The sequence below is a fragment of the Pseudokineococcus basanitobsidens genome, assembly GCF_037482545.1.
GTDB lineage: Bacteria > Actinomycetota > Actinomycetes > Actinomycetales > Quadrisphaeraceae > Pseudokineococcus > Pseudokineococcus basanitobsidens.
On record NZ_JBBIAA010000021.1, the window covers coordinates 1 to 15030 of the forward strand.

Annotated in this window: 14 protein-coding genes; 4 read left to right on the plus strand and 10 right to left on the minus strand. The window is 74.3% G+C overall.

What is annotated here, in order from left to right; genetic code table 11:
* Positions 1-124: 124 nt before the first annotated feature.
* A complete protein-coding gene (locus WDZ17_RS13700) occupies positions 125-529 on the plus strand; it encodes a hypothetical protein (RefSeq protein WP_339575729.1) in 405 nt (134 codons plus the stop codon).
* Between the two features lie 344 nt (positions 530-873).
* Here the strand turns inward: WDZ17_RS13700 and WDZ17_RS13705 are convergent, their stop codons facing one another.
* The 6 genes from WDZ17_RS13705 to WDZ17_RS13730 all read right to left on the minus strand — a co-directional run bounded on the left by WDZ17_RS13705 (position 874) and on the right by WDZ17_RS13730 (position 5379).
* Complete coding sequence (locus WDZ17_RS13705) at positions 874-1584, minus strand: hypothetical protein (RefSeq protein WP_339575730.1); 711 nt, start codon at positions 1582-1584, stop codon at positions 874-876.
* Between the two features lie 229 nt (positions 1585-1813).
* On the minus strand, positions 1814-2032 hold the full coding sequence (locus WDZ17_RS13710; RefSeq protein ID WP_339575731.1) for a hypothetical protein: 219 nt from the start codon (positions 2030-2032) through the stop codon (positions 1814-1816).
* Between the two features lie 631 nt (positions 2033-2663).
* The gene (locus WDZ17_RS13715) at positions 2664-2930 is read right to left on the minus strand and encodes a hypothetical protein (protein WP_339575732.1); all 267 of its coding nucleotides are present in this window, start codon (positions 2928-2930) and stop codon (positions 2664-2666) included.
* A gap of 307 nt (positions 2931-3237) precedes the next feature.
* Entirely contained in the window at positions 3238-3828 is a 591-nt protein-coding gene (locus WDZ17_RS13720) for a hypothetical protein (protein WP_339575733.1), read from the minus strand.
* Positions 3825-4469 (minus strand): RNA polymerase sigma factor, encoded by a 645-nt coding sequence (locus WDZ17_RS13725; protein WP_339575734.1) that lies wholly within the window; start codon positions 4467-4469, stop codon positions 3825-3827. The genes WDZ17_RS13720 and WDZ17_RS13725 overlap by 4 nt, the downstream gene beginning before the upstream one ends.
* 169 nt (positions 4470-4638) lie before the next feature.
* The gene (locus WDZ17_RS13730) at positions 4639-5379 is read right to left on the minus strand and encodes a DUF2975 domain-containing protein (RefSeq protein ID WP_339575735.1); all 741 of its coding nucleotides are present in this window, start codon (positions 5377-5379) and stop codon (positions 4639-4641) included.
* Positions 5380-5657: 278 nt separating this feature from the next.
* Between WDZ17_RS13730 and WDZ17_RS13735 the strand changes: the two genes are divergently transcribed.
* Positions 5658-6863 carry a Gfo/Idh/MocA family protein gene (locus WDZ17_RS13735; RefSeq protein ID WP_339575736.1) on the plus strand — a complete coding sequence of 402 codons (1206 nt, stop codon included), beginning with the start codon at positions 5658-5660 and terminating at the stop codon, positions 6861-6863.
* A gap of 243 nt (positions 6864-7106) precedes the next feature.
* On the opposite strand, the gene WDZ17_RS13740 is transcribed toward WDZ17_RS13735, so the two are convergent.
* Together WDZ17_RS13740 and WDZ17_RS13745 are read right to left on the minus strand one after the other, a co-directional pair.
* Positions 7107-8723: a xylulokinase gene (locus WDZ17_RS13740; RefSeq protein WP_339575737.1), complete on the minus strand. Its 1617-nt coding sequence runs from the start codon at positions 8721-8723 to the stop codon at positions 7107-7109.
* A gap of 232 nt (positions 8724-8955) precedes the next feature.
* Entirely contained in the window at positions 8956-10305 is a 1350-nt protein-coding gene (locus WDZ17_RS13745) for a reverse transcriptase family protein (protein WP_339575738.1), read from the minus strand.
* 445 nt (positions 10306-10750) lie between these two features.
* On the opposite strand from WDZ17_RS13745, the gene WDZ17_RS13750 reads away from it, so the two are divergent.
* Together WDZ17_RS13750 and WDZ17_RS13755 are read left to right on the plus strand one after the other, a co-directional pair.
* On the plus strand, positions 10751-12289 hold the full coding sequence (locus WDZ17_RS13750; RefSeq protein ID WP_339575739.1) for an alanine/glycine:cation symporter family protein: 1539 nt from the start codon (positions 10751-10753) through the stop codon (positions 12287-12289).
* A 171-nt stretch (positions 12290-12460) separates the two neighbouring features.
* Positions 12461-13348 carry an aldose 1-epimerase family protein gene (locus WDZ17_RS13755; RefSeq protein ID WP_339575740.1) on the plus strand — a complete coding sequence of 296 codons (888 nt, stop codon included), beginning with the start codon at positions 12461-12463 and terminating at the stop codon, positions 13346-13348.
* Between the two features lie 101 nt (positions 13349-13449).
* Here WDZ17_RS13755 and WDZ17_RS13760 read toward each other — a convergent pair whose 3' ends face one another.
* Both WDZ17_RS13760 and WDZ17_RS13765 read right to left on the minus strand, forming a co-directional pair.
* Positions 13450-13914 (minus strand): heat shock protein transcriptional repressor HspR, encoded by a 465-nt coding sequence (locus WDZ17_RS13760; protein ID WP_339575741.1) that lies wholly within the window; start codon positions 13912-13914, stop codon positions 13450-13452.
* Positions 13911-14969: a DnaJ C-terminal domain-containing protein gene (locus WDZ17_RS13765; protein WP_339575742.1), complete on the minus strand. Its 1059-nt coding sequence runs from the start codon at positions 14967-14969 to the stop codon at positions 13911-13913. The genes WDZ17_RS13760 and WDZ17_RS13765 overlap by 4 nt, the downstream gene beginning before the upstream one ends.
* Positions 14970-15030: the final 61 nt, after the last annotated feature.

The window sequence follows — 15030 nt, forward strand, 5'->3', positions numbered from 1 at the left end:
GCGCGGCATGCCCCCCGTGTCCACCGAAGCGAGGACGGTCCACGACCGTTCGAAGGACGCTGGCGCTTCCGCCGACGTCGTGGGCCACTGACCGTCACAGTGGACGGGGAGGAGGTGGGTGCAGATGGACGCGAAGGGTCTGACCGCCGAGCAGTTCGAGCAGTGGGTGACGGCGCTCGAGTCCGGCGCCCACGGCGCCGGCCCCGGGTGCACCTGGGGGATGCGCGAGGGCGACGGGACGATGAGCCACGACACCCTCGGTCTTCTGGGCGCCCTCGTCCTGGGCGTCGACTGGCTCTCCCCCGGCGTCGTCGACGCCCACGGCACCCACCGTTCGACCTCCGGACCCCTCAACGAGGTCGACGGCGTCCACGCCGTCCCCCTCGCGCTGGCCCGGGCCCTCCCGGTCGACGTCCGCCGCGACGTCCAGGAGCGCGACGAGAACTTCACGCCCTGGCCCGAGACCGCCGCCTGGTTGCGAGAGCAGCGCCAACGGTGCCTTGCCCCGCTCGCACCGCCCACGGCCTGACCGCGACGACCTGCCTGTCGCCGGGTCGGCATCGGGGAAGCCCGCCCGAAGGACCGCAGAGGATCGTCATTCGCGTCGCCTCGCTGAGCGCTGCTACCCCTGCAGGACGTCCAGCACGCACAGGACAACGAAGGTGCCTAACCCGACACCAGCTCCCAGAGCCAGGCGACGCCACCACGCCCGACTCCCCACGGGGCGGAGCCCGGGCTCCTCGACGAGGCCCAGCCGCTCAGCCACCCGCCACGCGCGAGACCGCTGTCGCTCCATCAGGGCACGCTAGCCACCGGCGACCTCGCAAAGGTGTCCGCAGACGATCGTTGACTGGGATACCACGAGGCCTGCTGTCAGCCCCAGCGTTCGCTGAAGATGACGGTGCCCGTCGGCGGCATCACCGGCGTGACCGAATCCCACTCCTCAGGGTCGTCCTCCTCGAAGTCAGCGTCGACGACCTCGGAGGCCGCCTGCTCGACCTCGTAGCCTGCGGCCGGTTCCTCACCCGCGTCGGGTGTGAGGAAAACCCGGGCACCGCCGATGGGGTCCACACCCGCGATGGAGTACCAGGGCTCACCGTGCTCGTGCAGGACCGCCTGCAGGGCCGCTGCAACGTCGGCGACGGCCTCGGTCGCGTCCTGCTCGTCCTCCTCCGGATTGCTGCGTCGGTGCGACTGACGCCCCGAGGTAATCAGCAGCTCGGCGTCGGTGACCTCCAGGTCCCAGCGGCTGACCACGCTGAGGGCCGCTACCGGGCCGAGCACCTCCTCCGGGCCGTCGTCGTCCTCGTCGTCCTCGTCGTCTCCGACGTAGGTGACCAGCTCGTCGTCCAGCGGCAGGACCGACTGCCCGCTGTGCTCCTGGGCCCGCTCGTGCCACGCGACGACCGTGCGTTCAACCTCTGCCCGCAGGGCCTCAAAGGTCCGGTGCTCGGCGGTCCCGCCATGCATGAGGGACGTTTCCTCGGCGAAGCGCCGCAGCGCGGTGGTCAGCTCCTCGGTCGCTGAACGCAGCTCCCGCGCGCTGTCGTCGGAGTAGCGCTCCACATGGATGTCGATCGGCATGGTAGGAGTCTGTCCGTCGGCGCGGCCGGGCACCACGGTTCCAGCCTTACCGACCTGTGCTCACCCAGACGTGGGGCTGTACACGCAGGCGAAGGCTTGTGCGTGGCGCCGTCCCAACAGACGACCGCCTGCTGGAGCAGCCGCCGTCCCCCGACGCCGGCACCCGCCGCTCCCCCGCGGCCGTCCCAGATCGGATCCCCATCCGGACGGTGACGAACGTCCGTGCTGGTCAGGGCTGGCCCTGCTCCCTGGCGAAGCGACGGTGCTTGTCTCTCGCTGCCAGAGCGGCGACGACCACCGGGTCGTCATCGCGGGCGAGCAGGTCGACGACGTCGTCGCCGAGGTGGTCGTGCCCGGTGAGGTACCAGCGGGCGATGGCTGACCCCTCCCGGACGACGCGCAGGTCACGCGCGGGATCGGCCGGTCGGCCCTCGGACGGGGCGTCCACCCGCTCCAGCGCCAGCTGCAGACTCGCGTCGATCCAGTGCCGACCGAACTGCCGACCGGGCGAGGCGTGGAGTGAGATGACGACCCCGCCGGCCGTCCACGACGACCAGTCCGGTTCGGGCTCGCCGCGCTGGACCGGTCCTGCGCCCCCCCGAGTCCACCAGCGCGTGCAACTGCTCCGCCGTGCTGACGACGAGGTCGTCGTCGCCCATGGCGAAGACGGACAGGGCCGTGTCGTGGTCGGAGGACTGCACCGTCCACGCCGGGACCTGGGAGCACGTCCAGTAGCCGGCCTCGACCTCGCGCGCCCAGCCGACGCCGGCAAGGCACCCAGCCATCGTGTCGACGTCAACCAGCAGCAGCCCCCGAGCCGCGGTCTCGACCAGTCGCCGGACCGGCTCAGGCACGGCACTGCTCTGCAGCCGAACGCTCACCGACGCCACCCCCGCTCACCGTCGTCTCCGCAAAGTGTGCCGGCGCCAGCGGCCAGGACGAGCCCAGCCACCGTCGTACCGATGCCGATGGCAGCAGTGGCCCCGACTCAGACGGCACCGTCTCGCCGTCGATCGTCAGCCGGCTCGAACAGCCCGGCAGCTCGTCAAGCCGATGCTGCGAGCGTCAGGACGCCGGCGTCAGCGGCTCACCGCCGCCCTGGGCACACCGGCGCGGACGCGGCGGCGCGACCGGTGGACCTGGCTGACGACGAGCGCGGCGGCTGCGAGGGCCACGGCGACGGCAACCAGGCCGGTCACGAGGAAGGTCAGCAGCCCGGCGCCGATGTTGGCGCCGTCAGCCGGGTCGCCCCCCTGGGCGAAGATCCAGGTGAGCCAGACGGCCAGCGGCGCGGAGACGAGCAGGATGCCGAAGGAGGTGTTCTGGAGAACACGAGCTGTGCTCATCACGGGACTTCCTTGTCGTCGTCGCGGCCCCCCGAGGAGGCCGTCATCGATGTGCCGACCCTCGGCGACGTGCCGGTGGAGCGAGCAGCCGGAGCGTAGGCCTCCACGGTCGTCGGCGGGAGTCGATCGAGGAACAGCCGGTCCCCCGTGACGAGGCAGCGGCGTGGTGGACAGGTGAGCGTCAGCCCCGCATGCCGACCCCTTGGCGGCAACCCGACGGCCGCTCGAGCAACGCGCCGCGGCTCCCCCGTGGCCGTCCCACATCCGATCGCTGGCCGCCCAGTGTTCCGACGTGCCGCTTGCCGCGTCAGGCTGCGTCGATGACCCGGCAGGGTGCGATGGGGCCCTGGGCGATGTCGAAGCTGACGGACGCGCTGACTCCGCCGTCGGGCTGAGGCACCACTGCGGCCGACAGCACGAACGTGTCGCCGGGCCCGACGGCGTTGGGCGGGATGGTCACCTCGAAGCGCTCCGCGCTGACGCCCAGGGTCAGCCCGGGGGTGTCCACGACGTCGTACCGGCCGGGTGCGCAGGTCTCGCCCTCGGGCAGGTAGGTGACGTCCGCGGTGACGCCGTGCTCGAGCAGCGCCTCCTCCAGGCCGCGCTCACCCTCGAGCCGGTTGACCTCGACGGTGACCTCGCCGGTCATGCGCTGGGAGACCGCGTAGGCCGGCGTCGGCAGGTTGGTCGTCACGGTCACCGCGACGGCGGCGGCAGCGGCGACCGCCGCGGCGCTCGGCAGGTACCAGCGCCGCCGACGGTGGGCTACGGGACTGGTCAGCGGCACCACTTCCTGCTGCCGTGCGTCTGCGTTGCGCTCGACTTCCGACTTCAGGTCGGCCAGGAGGGCCGTCTCGAAGGCGTCGAGGTCGGTGTCGGTGGGGGGCTGGGCGTTCACAGGGTCACCTCGTGGAGGTCGGAGGGAAGGTCGTGGGTGAGTGCGCGGCGGGCGCGGTGGTAGCGGACGCGTGCGGCGCCGGGGGTGATGCCCAGGACGGCCGCGGCGTCGGTGACGGCGAGTCCGTCGACGGCGACGAGCTCGACCACGTCGCGCAGCGGCTCGGGCAGCTGCGCGATGGAGGCCAGCAGGGCTCGTGCCTGCGCTTCGGCGTCGACACGTTGGACGATCCGGTCGACCCCGTCGTCGTCCAGGAGTCGGCGCCCCTGCAGACGACGGACGGCGTCGCCCTCGCGGGCGCCTGCACGCCAGTGGTCTGCCAGGACCCTGCGGGCGACGCCGGTCAGCCAGGCGCGTGGCGGACGGGCGCCTGCACGCCAGTGGTCTGCCAGGACCCTGCGGGCGACGCCGGTCAGCCAGGCGCGTGGCGGGCCCAGCTCTCGCCGGTAGGACGCGGCGGACCGGATGACGGCCATGAAGACGTCGGCGGTCAGGTCAGCGATGTCGAAGGGGTCGCTCACTCGGCGGGCGAGGTAGGAGCGCACGAAGGGCAGGTGCTCGCGGTAGAAGGTCTCGAAGTCCTCTGGCTGTGTCGCGACCGCCTGCACCGCGGGTTCTTCGCCCTTCCGTGGCACCACCATGCCCACACTTCCCCGACACGACCGCCGGCGTTACAAGCGCCGGCTCAGACCCTCGGTCGGGCGGTACCACTACTCCGCCGAGGCCAGGCGTGGTCGTCCCACATCAGGACCGCCTGCCGGAGCACCTCGGCGCTCGAGCCGGAGCGTGGGCACCGGTCGTGATCCTGCGTCACAGGGGGTCGCTCGACACGACGCGGGACTTCTCGGCGGACTCGTCGCTCGCGCGGGTCCCGACGTCGACCGCGTACGCCACGACGGCGACGGCGACCCCGACTGCTGCCGGCACCCACGACACCGAGGCATCAGGCGCCACCCACGGTGCGAGCCGGTCGTCGGACAGCACCCACCAGCGCCCGAGGGCTGCGGCGACGACCACCGCCTGACCCGCGACACCCACGAGCAGGGCGACCGTCCGGAGCCGCGCCCGGCTCCGGCGGGAGAAGGGGTCGCCGGCGGCGAGCGCCCCGGCCAACCCGACGAGCTGCACGAGGACAGCTACGACCAGCACGGCCGTGAGGACGGGGATCGCCACCAGCAGCACCCACTGCGGCAGGTCCGGCGACCAGAGCTGCACGGAGACGCCCGTGACGAACAGCTCCACGGCCTCTCCGGGCCCGTAGGGGCCACCGGCGAGGACGGGCAGGGGCGGGTCGGTCGAGACCACGACCGACGGGGCGAGATCCGCCTCGACGAGCGGGGAGGCGCCCCAGAAGGGCCCCGAGCCCACACCCGCACCGAGCGGGCCGAGCAGAGGACGGAGCACGCCCGTCGCCACCACCACGGCCGCCAGGAGCGCGAGGACCACCTGGAGGGATCGTCCCAGGACGAAGGCCAGCGCCGGTGCCGAGGCCCTCGGGCGACGCCACTCGACGAAGCGGTCAGCCACCCGGGCGACGGCTCGACCCACCATCTGCACATCCGAGGTGCTCGCCCACCTGCCGTCAAGGCTCCGGACGACCAGGCGTGCGTCCGGCGGCCGGGTGGACGTCATCAGCCGACCGACCCTCACCCGCGCTCACCGCCCTGCCCCTCGTCCTCGCGCGTCGGCCGCCGGGCCATCTCTGTTCCGTGGGTGAACTCACTCCCCGAGCCCAGCCGTCCGGCACCCCGACCGCGCCGTCGACGGGGGCTACGGTGAGTTCCCCGTCGGAACCACCACCTCTCGTCGACCCCGGAGGTCTCGTCCTCATGCTCTCCATCGGCTTCGTCGGCGCCGGGCAGTTCGCCGGCTCCTTCACCGAGCTCTTCCACCGCCACCCGGGCGTCGGCGACGTCGTCGTCACCGACGTGCTGCCCCAGCGGGCGGACGAGCTCGTGCGGAGCCAGGGGCTCGCGGGCACCGCCGCGTCGTTCGAGGAGCTGCTCGCCTCCGACGTCGACGCCGTCGCGATCTTCACGCAGCGCTGGACGCACGGGCCCCTCGTCGTCCAGGCGCTGCGGGCCGGCAAGCACGTCTACTCCGCCGTGCCCATGGCGGTCACCGAGGAGGAGATCTCCGCGATCGTGGAGACGGTCCGCGAGACCGGCCTCACCTACATGATGGGTGAGACGAGCTACTACAACCCCGCCACCGTCTACGCGCGCCGCAAGCGCGAGAGCGGCGCCTTCGGGCGGGTCTTCTACGCCGAGGGCGACTACGTCCACGACATGGACCTCGGCTTCTACGACGCCTACCGCTACAGCGGCGGCGAGCGGTGGAGGGCCACGGCCAGCTACCCGCCGATGCTCTACCCCACGCACGCCCTGGGCGGCGTGCTCGGCGCGCTCGACACGAGCGCCGCGCACGTCGTCTCGGTGAGCTGCCTCGGGGTCGCCGACCAGCGCCGCGACGGCGTCTTCGACCGGGGCGTCAGCGCCTTCGACAACGACGTCTCGAACGCCACCGCGCTCTTCGAGCTCAGCGACGGGGCGGTCGTGCGCACCAACGAGATGCGCCGTGTCGGCTACCCGAGCCACCTGCGCGAGTCCCGCTTCCGGTACTTCGGGACCGAGGCGAGCTTCGAGCAGCTCGCGACCGTCTCGGTGTGGCAGGACAAGGAGCAGGTCTGGGATGTCTCGGCGGACCTCGCCTCCCAGGCCGCGACGAGCGTGGACGACCCGTCCCTGGCGCACGTGGCGCCCGAGCTGCGCGCGGCCTTCACCTCCGGCCACGCCCCCGTGCACGACGTCGGCCGCCTGCCGGCGGAGTTCGCCGGCGCGCCCAACGGGCACGAGGGCAGCCACCAGCTCCTCGCCGACGACTTCGTCACGGCCGTGACGACGGGGACGCTGCCGCCCGTCAACGCCTGGGAGGCAGCGCGGTACACCCTGCCCGGCGTCGTCGCCCACGCGTCGATGCGGCGCGGGGGGGAACGCCTGCCCGTCCGCGACCTGGGGAACCCGCCGACGGCCTGAGACGCGGGCCCACGCGGCCGGCCCGAGGGGCGAAGGCGTCGGGACTGGCGGGAGGACCTCGATGTGTGGCCACGTCGGGCTCCGCGACCCGCCCAGACCCCGATCTGCGGCCACGTCGGGTTCGCCCGAGCTCACGCCTGGACGACCGTCGGAACCGGGGCAGCACTCGTCGCCGACGGGCGGCTCGTCGCAGCCGTCCGCGCGGCCGGCGTCGAGGCCCGGCGACGCCGACCGGCGCCGCGGTCAGCCCCGGGTCGCCTCCACGGCCGCGCGCTCGACGGGCAGCCCGGCGACGTAGCGGCGCAGGAAGGCGTCGAAGCCCGCGACGTCGTCGGGGTCCGGCTGCACGGTGTCGATCTGCGCCCCGGCGAGGACCCGCTCGGCCAGGTAGTCGGTGAGGGACTGGTCGTCACCGCGACGCGTGGCGAAGGCGGCGAGAACCGCTGCGCCCCAGGCCCCGCCCTCGGACGCGATGTCCCCCACCGACACCGGGGTGCCGACGGCCGCAGCGAGGTGGCGCTGCGCGACGCCCCTCGTCGCGAACATGCCTCCGTGGGCGAACATCCCGTCCAGCCGGACGCCCTCGCCGGCGAGGACGTCCATGCCGATCTTCAACGTCGCGAACGCCGAGTACAGCTGCGTGCGCATGAACGTCGCGAGGTCGAGCGGCCTGCCGGGGGTGCGCAGGAAGAGCGGCCGCCCCTCCTCCAGCCCGGTGATGGGCTCCCCGGAGAGGTAGTTGTAGGCGAGCATCCCGCCCCCGTCGGCCGCGCCGTCGAGGGAGGCGCGGAAGAGCGCCTCGAACACGGCGGCGTCGTCGCAGGGGGCGCCGAGGGCGGCGGCGAACTCGCCGAACAGGCGCGCCCAGGCGTCCAGCTCGCTGGCGCCGTTGTTGCAGTGGACCATCGCGACCGGGTCACCGGCGGGGGTGGTGACCAGGTCGAGCTCGCGGTGCACCCGGGCGAGCGGGCCCTCGAGCACGACCATCGCGAAGATGCTCGTGCCCGCGCTGACGTTGCCGGTCCGGGGGGCCACCGAGCCGGTGGCGACCATGCCGGTGCCGGCGTCGCCCTCCGGCGGGCAGAGCGGCGCGCCGGGCTGCAGCGTCCCCGACGGGTCGAGCAGCCGGGCACCCTCCGCCGTCAGCCCGCCGGCGCGCTCCCCGGCCACGGCGACGCGCGGCAGCAGGTCGGCCAGCGACAGCGCGAGCCCGTCGGGCAGCGCCTCGTCGAGGAGGCGCTGGGTCGTCGCGAGCCGCTCGGCGTCGTAGCCCGGACCGCCCGTGGCGGCGGGGTCGATCGGGAAGACGCCGCTGGCATCACCGACGCCGAGCACGTGCTCGCCGGTGAGCCTGCGGTGCACGTACCCGGCCAGCGTCGTGATCGCGGCCAGGCGACCCAGGTGCTCCTCGCCGTCGAGGACGGCCTGGTACAGGTGCGCGACCGACCACCGGTGCGGGACGTTGAAGGCGAGGGCGCCGCTGAGACGCTCGACGGCCTCGCCGGTGCTCGTGTTGCGCCAGGTGCGGAAGGGGACGAGCAGCTCGTCGTCCGCGTCGAGCGCGAGGTAGCCGTGCATCATCGCCGAGACGCCCAGGCCGCCGAGCTGCTCCAGCGGCACGCCGTGGCGCTCGCGGACCTCGTCCGCCACCCCCCGGACGCTCGCCTGCACACCGGCCCAGACGTCGTCGACGGAGTAGGTCCACCGGCCGTCGACGAGCTGGTTCTCCCACGAGGAACCGCCGGAGGCCAGCACCTCGTGGTCGGGGCCGACGAGGACCGCCTTGATCCGGGTCGAGCCCAGCTCGACGCCGAGCGCCGTCCGCCCCCGCGTGATCGCCTCGCGTGCGTCGCTCGCCATGGGTAGGCCCTCCGGTCGTCTCGGTCAGCGCCCGCGTCGGTGCGGGGCCGGGAGCGTCCATCGTGGCGGGTCCCGCTCCGACGGCGCACGGCGCGTCCTCGGCGACGGGACCGGGCGACGGGACCGGGCGACAGGACCGGGCAACAGGACCGGGCAACAGGACCGGAGCGGCAGCACCGGAGCGGGTGTGGGCCGGAGCGGGTGGGCCGGGGCCACGGACCGGCCGCCGACGTCACCACTGGATCCGCTCCAGCTCGGCGCGCAGTCGCGCCCCGCGAGCCGGGCTCACGTGCTCGACCCAGGACACCCGGCCTCCCAGGTGAGCCCGGTAGGCCTCACCGCGCTCCTGGCGGTCCTGCGACGCCGGGCCGTGCACGACGCAGTTGTGCAGCTCGGCGCGCAGGGCGTCCACCTCGCGGCGGCCGACGCCGGGGGCGTCGTTGACGACGACGCCCGTGACGGCCTGCCGGCGGTGGCGCGGCAGCACCCGCGTCTTGGTCTCGTTGAGCCGGTGGCCCTCGTCGCGCACGACGCGGCGCACCCCGTCCAGCAGCGCACCCGCCCGACGCCCGACCTCCGGCCCGCCGGAGAAGGTGAGGTCGTCGGCGTAGCGCGTGTACACGGCACCGGTCTCCCGGGCGTAGGCGTCCAGCCGGAGGTCGAGGCGGTGGACCGCGAGGTTCGCCAGGTGCGGGGACGTCGGTGCGCCCTGCGGCAGGTGCGGGTCCGCGAGCGCCCGCCGCAGGGCGTGCCGGTCCCCCGGCGTCCCTCCCGCCGGCATCGCCGCGAGCACGCCGACCGGCGCCTCGTGCGTGCAGAGACCGGTGAGCGCGTGCGCGACCGCCTCGGGGTGGCCGAGGAAGCGAAGCGTCCGGTGGACGCGGCCGGCGGTCACGGAGGCGAAGAAGGCCGCGAGGTCCGCCCGGAGCACGACGTCGGCGCCGACGTGCGGCCGCGCCCCGGTGACGACGCTGCGGCCGGGCACGAAGCCGTGCGCCGCCGGGTGGGCGGGCAGGCCGGCGAGGACGGCGTCGAGCACCGTGCGCTGCACCCGCCGCAGCCGCGGCGTCGGGACCTCCAGCAGGCGTGGCGTCCGGCCCGGCCGCTCGAGCCAGCGGTGGCGGTAGAGGTGCAGCGGCCCCGGGCGCGCCCGGCGCTGGAGGTGGCGGACGTCGGCCATCCAGTCCAGGTGGGCCACGTCGAGGTCGAGCAGCCGGGCGAGGTCGGCGACGTCGTCGAGCGGTGCGGTCGGCCACGGCGAGCCGCCGGCGCGCGTGGGCACGACCGGGCGACGGCGCACGCGCAGGGGGTGCCCCTGCCGGTCGGCGCGTCGGTGGGCGCGGTCGAACGGCGGCGCCTGGTGCACGACCTGCGTGAGGTACCGCGGCGCGTCGCGCGGCGGGCGGGGACAGGTCGCGACGACCTGCTCGGCCAGCTGCTCGTGCCAGCGCCGACGTCGTCCGCCGAGCACGCGCACGGGCACATCGGCCAGGGCGGACGGCGTCCAGTCGTCCTCGGCGAGGAACGCCCCGGCGAGGGCGCGGGCGACGACCTCGGCGTCAGGCCCCCGGCGGGTGCTCATGCGCCGGCCGTCCTGCCGTCGCCGGAGGGCCGACGTGGGCGACGTGCGGCGGCCCCCGACGACCTGTCCCGTCGTGCGGGCACCCTGCCGCGCGGAGCGCGGTCAGGTGCCTGCGGCGGGGTGCCGAGCTCTTCCTGCACCGCCCGGGGTAGCCCCGGAGCTGCCGAGCCGGCGGACCGGTCGGCGTCCTCGCCGGGGGGCCACCGCACCTCGGCAGGCTAGACCGCGGGCGTCGCGGCGCAGGGGCGCTCGACGAAGACGGCGCCCGACGTCACGCGCAGGTCCTTGCGCCGTGGGGGGCGCGCCGCCACCCTGCTCCGATGACCGCGAGCAACCGCGCAGGTCCGACACCTCCGACACGTCCGGCGGGCGCGGTCGCCGCGGCCGTCCAACGGCTCCGCCCCGCCCCGCGGGCGACGTCCGTCACCGAGCAGGGAGTGCCCGCATGAGCGGCATCGAGGACTTCGTCAACGAGAACTTCAACCCGGTCAGCGAGGCGGTCGGGAACGTCATCTTCTACGCGCCCAGCGTCGGCGGGCTGTCGATCCCCCTCATCGTGATCTGGCTGATCGCCGCCGGTGTCATCTTCACCGTCGCCTTCGGCGCCCCGCAGGTCCGGCACATCCCGCTGGCGCTCAAGATCGTCCGCGGCAGGTTCACCCGGGGCGACGAGCCGGGCGAGGTCACCCACTTCCAGGCCCTGACGTCGGCGGTCTCCGGCACGGTCGGGCTCGGCAACATCGCCGGTGTCGGCGTGGCCGTCTCCGTCGGCGGACCCGGCGCGACGTTCTGGATGGTCGTGGCCGGCCTCATCTCCATGTGCACGAAGTTCGTCGAGTGCACGCTCGGCGTGAAGTACCGGGAGATCCACGCGGACGGCAGCGTCACCGGTGGGCCGTTCCGCTACCTGGCGGTGGCCTTCGGCCGGTTCGGGGACAGCGCCCCCGCGCGCCTGCTCTCGAAGTTCCTCGTCGGCTTCTTCGCCGTGGCGATCCTGCTGTTCGGCATGGGCGGCGGCAACATGTTCCAGGCGAACCAGACCTTCGCCCAGGTCCAGAACGTCACGGGCGGCGAGGACGGTCTGTTCGGCAGCGCCCTCGCCACCCTCCTCTTCGGCCTGGCGCTCGCCGCCCTCGTCGGCGTCGTCATCATCGGCGGCATCAAGTCGATCGGGGCCGTCACCAGCCGTCTCGTCCCGGCGATGGCGATCTTCTACGTCATCTCCTGCGTCGTCGTCATCGCGCTCAACATCGGCCAGGTGCCCGCCGCGGTCGGCGAGATCTTCGGTGGCGCCTTCTCCCCCGAGGGCGTCTCCGGCGGCGTGCTCGGCGCCCTCGTCGTCGGCTTCCAGCGAGCCGCCTTCTCCAACGAGGCCGGCGTCGGGTCGGCGCCGACGGCGCACTCGGCGGTGAAGACGGAGCACCCGGTGACGGAGGGGTTCGTCGCGATGCTCGAGCCCTTCGCCGACACGGTGATCATCTGCACGATGACGGCGCTGACGATCATCATCGCCAACCCGGCGTCCTACGTCGCGGCCCGGGACGAGGTCGCCGCGAGCGGGAGCACATCGGCCGACGGCGTCGTGCTGACCTCGGACGCCTTCGCCGAGGTCGCCGGCTGGTTCCCCTACCTCCTCGTCGTCGCCGTCGCGCTCTTCGCGTACTCGACGCTCGTGACGTGGAGCTACTACAGCCTCAAGGCCTGGACGACGCTGTTCGGACGCAGCCGGCTCTCCGAGGGCCTGTTCAAGGTGACGTACCTGTTCTTCACGGTCGTGGGGACGTTGCTCACGCTCAGCGCGGTGCTGGACTTCGCCGACGCGATGCTCTTCGCCTGCGCGCTCGTCAACATCTTCGGGCTCTACCTGCTCTTCCCGGTGGTGAAGAACGAGGTGCGCGACTTCCTCGACGGCGTCCGCTCCGGACGGATCCCGGAGATCGAGAACCCGCAGTCGCTCGTGCGTCCCGGCGAGAAGGCCGGCTGAGCCCTCGACGTCCCCCCTCGCACTTCGACGACTTCCTGTCGCGACACGCCGATGTCCGGCCGCACGAAGTCGTCGAAGTGCGAGAAGGGGCGGAGGTGACGAGCGGTCGACGGACGCGCGACGACGCACCGGTGGGCGGTCGGTGCCGGCGCAGCGCGCGAGGATGGCGGCATGGACGTGCGCATCGCCAGCGAGGAGCTCTCCGTCGTCGTCGCCCGCCACGGGGCCGAGCTGCAGTCGCTGCAGCGGGTCGGCGACGGGCCGGGCGACGAGGGGGCCGAGCTGCTGTGGCAGGCCGGCCCCGCGTGGCGGCGGCACGCGCCGGTGCTCTTCCCCGTCGTGGGCAAGGTCGCGGACGACGAGGTCGTCGTCGACGGCCGCCGGTACCCGATGGGCCAGCACGGCTTCGCCCGTGACCTCGAGCACGAGCTCGTCGAGTCGGCCGCGGGCCGAGCGGTCCTGCGGCTGACCGACTCCGAGGCCACGCGCGAGCACTACCCGTTCGCCTTCTCGCTCGTCACCGCCTACGAGGTCCGCGGCCCGTCCCTGTCGGTGCGCTGGACCGTCAGCACGCACGGAGAGCAGCCGCTGCCCTTCTCCCTCGGCTGGCACCCGGCGTTCCGCTGGCCGCTGGCCGACGGCGTCGCCAAGACCGACCACCTCGTCCGCTTCGCGGAGGACGAGCCGGACGACGTCCGCGGCGTCCGCGGCGGCCTGCTGACCGAGCCGCGACCGACACCGGTCCGCGGCGACGCGCTGGCGCTGTCGGAGGGGCTCTTCGCCGACGACGCCGTCGTCCTGGACGCGCTGCGCAGCCGGACGGTCACCTACGAGGCGCCCGGCACTTTCCGCATCCGCCTCGACCTCGAGGGCTTCCCCCACCTCGGCGTCTGGTCGAAGCCGTCCGGGGCGGACTTCGTCTGCCTCGAGCCGTGGGCCGGGCTCGCCTCGCCCGAGGGCTGGCAGGGAGAGCTGCGCGACAAGCCCTACGGCCAGCAGGTCGCCCCCGGAGGCGTGCGCGAGATGGCGTGCACGGTGACGGTGGCGCCGCCGGGCTGAGCACGGCGTCCCTCGGCCCCGCCGGGCCGCGGGGCACCCCTCGGTGGTCAGGGCCTGCTTCGAGCCACGGCGAACGACGTCGTGGGGTCGGGGAGCGCGCGTCAGCGCCGGCGCGGGTCCCACAGCACGAGCGCGCCCGTGCGGATACGGCTGGGCCGGCGGCCCATCTGGCCGGCGACGACGTCCCCGGTCGCCCCGGCGGTGAAGACCCGCCGATGCGCACCGACGAGTCCTCGGAGCCGCTCGACCTCGTCACCGAGCGACCGCACCTGCCGCTCGAGCTCGAGGATCCGCGCGATGCCGGCGAGGTTGACGCCGTCCTCCTGGGACAGCCGCTGCACCTCCCGCAGCGTCGCGACGTCGCGCAGGCTGTAGCGGCGGCCGCGCCCGGCGGTGCGGCGCGGCTCCACGAGCCCCAGCCGGTCGTACTGGCGGAGCGTCTGCGGGTGCATCCCCGCGAGCTCGGCGGCCACCGAGATCGGCAGCACGGCGGCGTCGACGTCGACCTGCGGGCGGTCGTCACCACCCTCACCCCCGAGGGGCGGGTCGGCCGACGCCGGGCTCACCGGCCGGCCCCCTCGCGGGAGCGACGGGCGGCGGCGAGCAGCTCGCCGCGGACGTCCCCGTCGCCCGTCGCCTCGGCGAAGGCCTCGACGGCGGCGCGCGCCTCGTCGGACAGCCGCTGCGGGACGACGACCTGCAGCGTGACGAGCAGGTCGCCCGCCCGCTTCGCCGTCGTGACGCCACGGCCGCGGGCGCGCAGGACGCGCCCCGACGGCGAGCCCGCCGGCACGCGGAGGCGGACGGTCCCGCCGTCGAGCAGCGGGGCCTCGACGTCCGCGCCCAGGGCCGCCTCGGCGAAGGTGACGGGCAGCGTGACGCGCAGGTCGTCCCCGTCCCGGCTGAAGACCGGGTGCGGGGTGACCGCCACCGAGATGACGAGGTCGCCCGCCGGGACGCCGGGACCGCCCGAGGCGCCCTTGCCGCGCAGCCGGATCTTCTGGCCGTCCTTGACGCCGGCCGGGATGCGGGCGGTCACCGTGGTGCCGTCGCCGGCGCGCAGCGTGGTGGTCGAGCCCTGGACGGCCGTCGTGAAGTCGAGGGTCGTGCTCGCCTGGACGTCGGCGCCCTGGCGGGGAGGGGCGCCGAAACCGCCGCGCCCGGCGCCGGGGCCGGCTCCCCCGTGGCCGAAGAGCCCGCCGAGGAGGTCCTCGAAGCCGGGGGGCACGCCGCCCGCGCCGGCGCCGCCCGAGGCACCGCCGGGGCGCTGCCCGTAACGGACCCGCTGGCCGCCGCCCTGGCCGAAGACGCCGCCGAAGAGGTCCTCGAACCCGCCGGCGCCGGGACCGCCGGCGCCGCCGCTGCCGGCGCTGAAGCGCGCACCGCCGGCCATGGCGCGGACGGCGTCGTACTCCTGGCGCTTGTCGGGGTCGGACAGCACCGAGTACGCCTCGCCGACCTCCTTGAACCGCTGCTCGGCCGTCGCGTCCCCCGGGTTCGCGTCCGGGTGCAGCGTGCGGGCGAGCTTGCGGTAGCTCTTCTTGATGTCGGCCGCAGCGGCGTCCTTGGGCACGCCGAGCTCGGCGTAGAAGTCCTTCTCGATCCAGTCCTGGCCGGCCAACGCCGCTCCTCACCTGCGGTGGTGCTGTGGTGGTGTGCTCGGAGTGCTGCTCGACGGACCG

Excerpts from the sequence above, each read along its gene's own strand:
- WDZ17_RS13700 (WP_339575729.1), top strand. The coding sequence starts at position 125 with ATGGACGCGAAGGGTCTGACCGCCGAGCAGTTCGAGCAGTGGGTGACG.
- WDZ17_RS13705 (WP_339575730.1), bottom strand. The coding sequence starts at position 1,584 with ATGCCGATCGACATCCATGTGGAGCGCTACTCCGACGACAGCGCGCGG.
- WDZ17_RS13715 (WP_339575732.1), bottom strand. The coding sequence starts at position 2,930 with ATGAGCACAGCTCGTGTTCTCCAGAACACCTCCTTCGGCATCCTGCTC.
- WDZ17_RS13725 (WP_339575734.1), bottom strand. The coding sequence starts at position 4,469 with ATGGTGGTGCCACGGAAGGGCGAAGAACCCGCGGTGCAGGCGGTCGCG.
- WDZ17_RS13730 (WP_339575735.1), bottom strand. The coding sequence starts at position 5,379 with ATGGTGGGTCGAGCCGTCGCCCGGGTGGCTGACCGCTTCGTCGAGTGG.
- WDZ17_RS13735 (WP_339575736.1), top strand. The coding sequence starts at position 5,658 with ATGCTCTCCATCGGCTTCGTCGGCGCCGGGCAGTTCGCCGGCTCCTTC.
- WDZ17_RS13740 (WP_339575737.1), bottom strand. The coding sequence starts at position 8,723 with ATGGCGAGCGACGCACGCGAGGCGATCACGCGGGGGCGGACGGCGCTC.
- WDZ17_RS13745 (WP_339575738.1), bottom strand. The coding sequence starts at position 10,305 with ATGAGCACCCGCCGGGGGCCTGACGCCGAGGTCGTCGCCCGCGCCCTC.
- WDZ17_RS13750 (WP_339575739.1), top strand. The coding sequence starts at position 10,751 with ATGAGCGGCATCGAGGACTTCGTCAACGAGAACTTCAACCCGGTCAGC.
- WDZ17_RS13755 (WP_339575740.1), top strand. The coding sequence starts at position 12,461 with ATGGACGTGCGCATCGCCAGCGAGGAGCTCTCCGTCGTCGTCGCCCGC.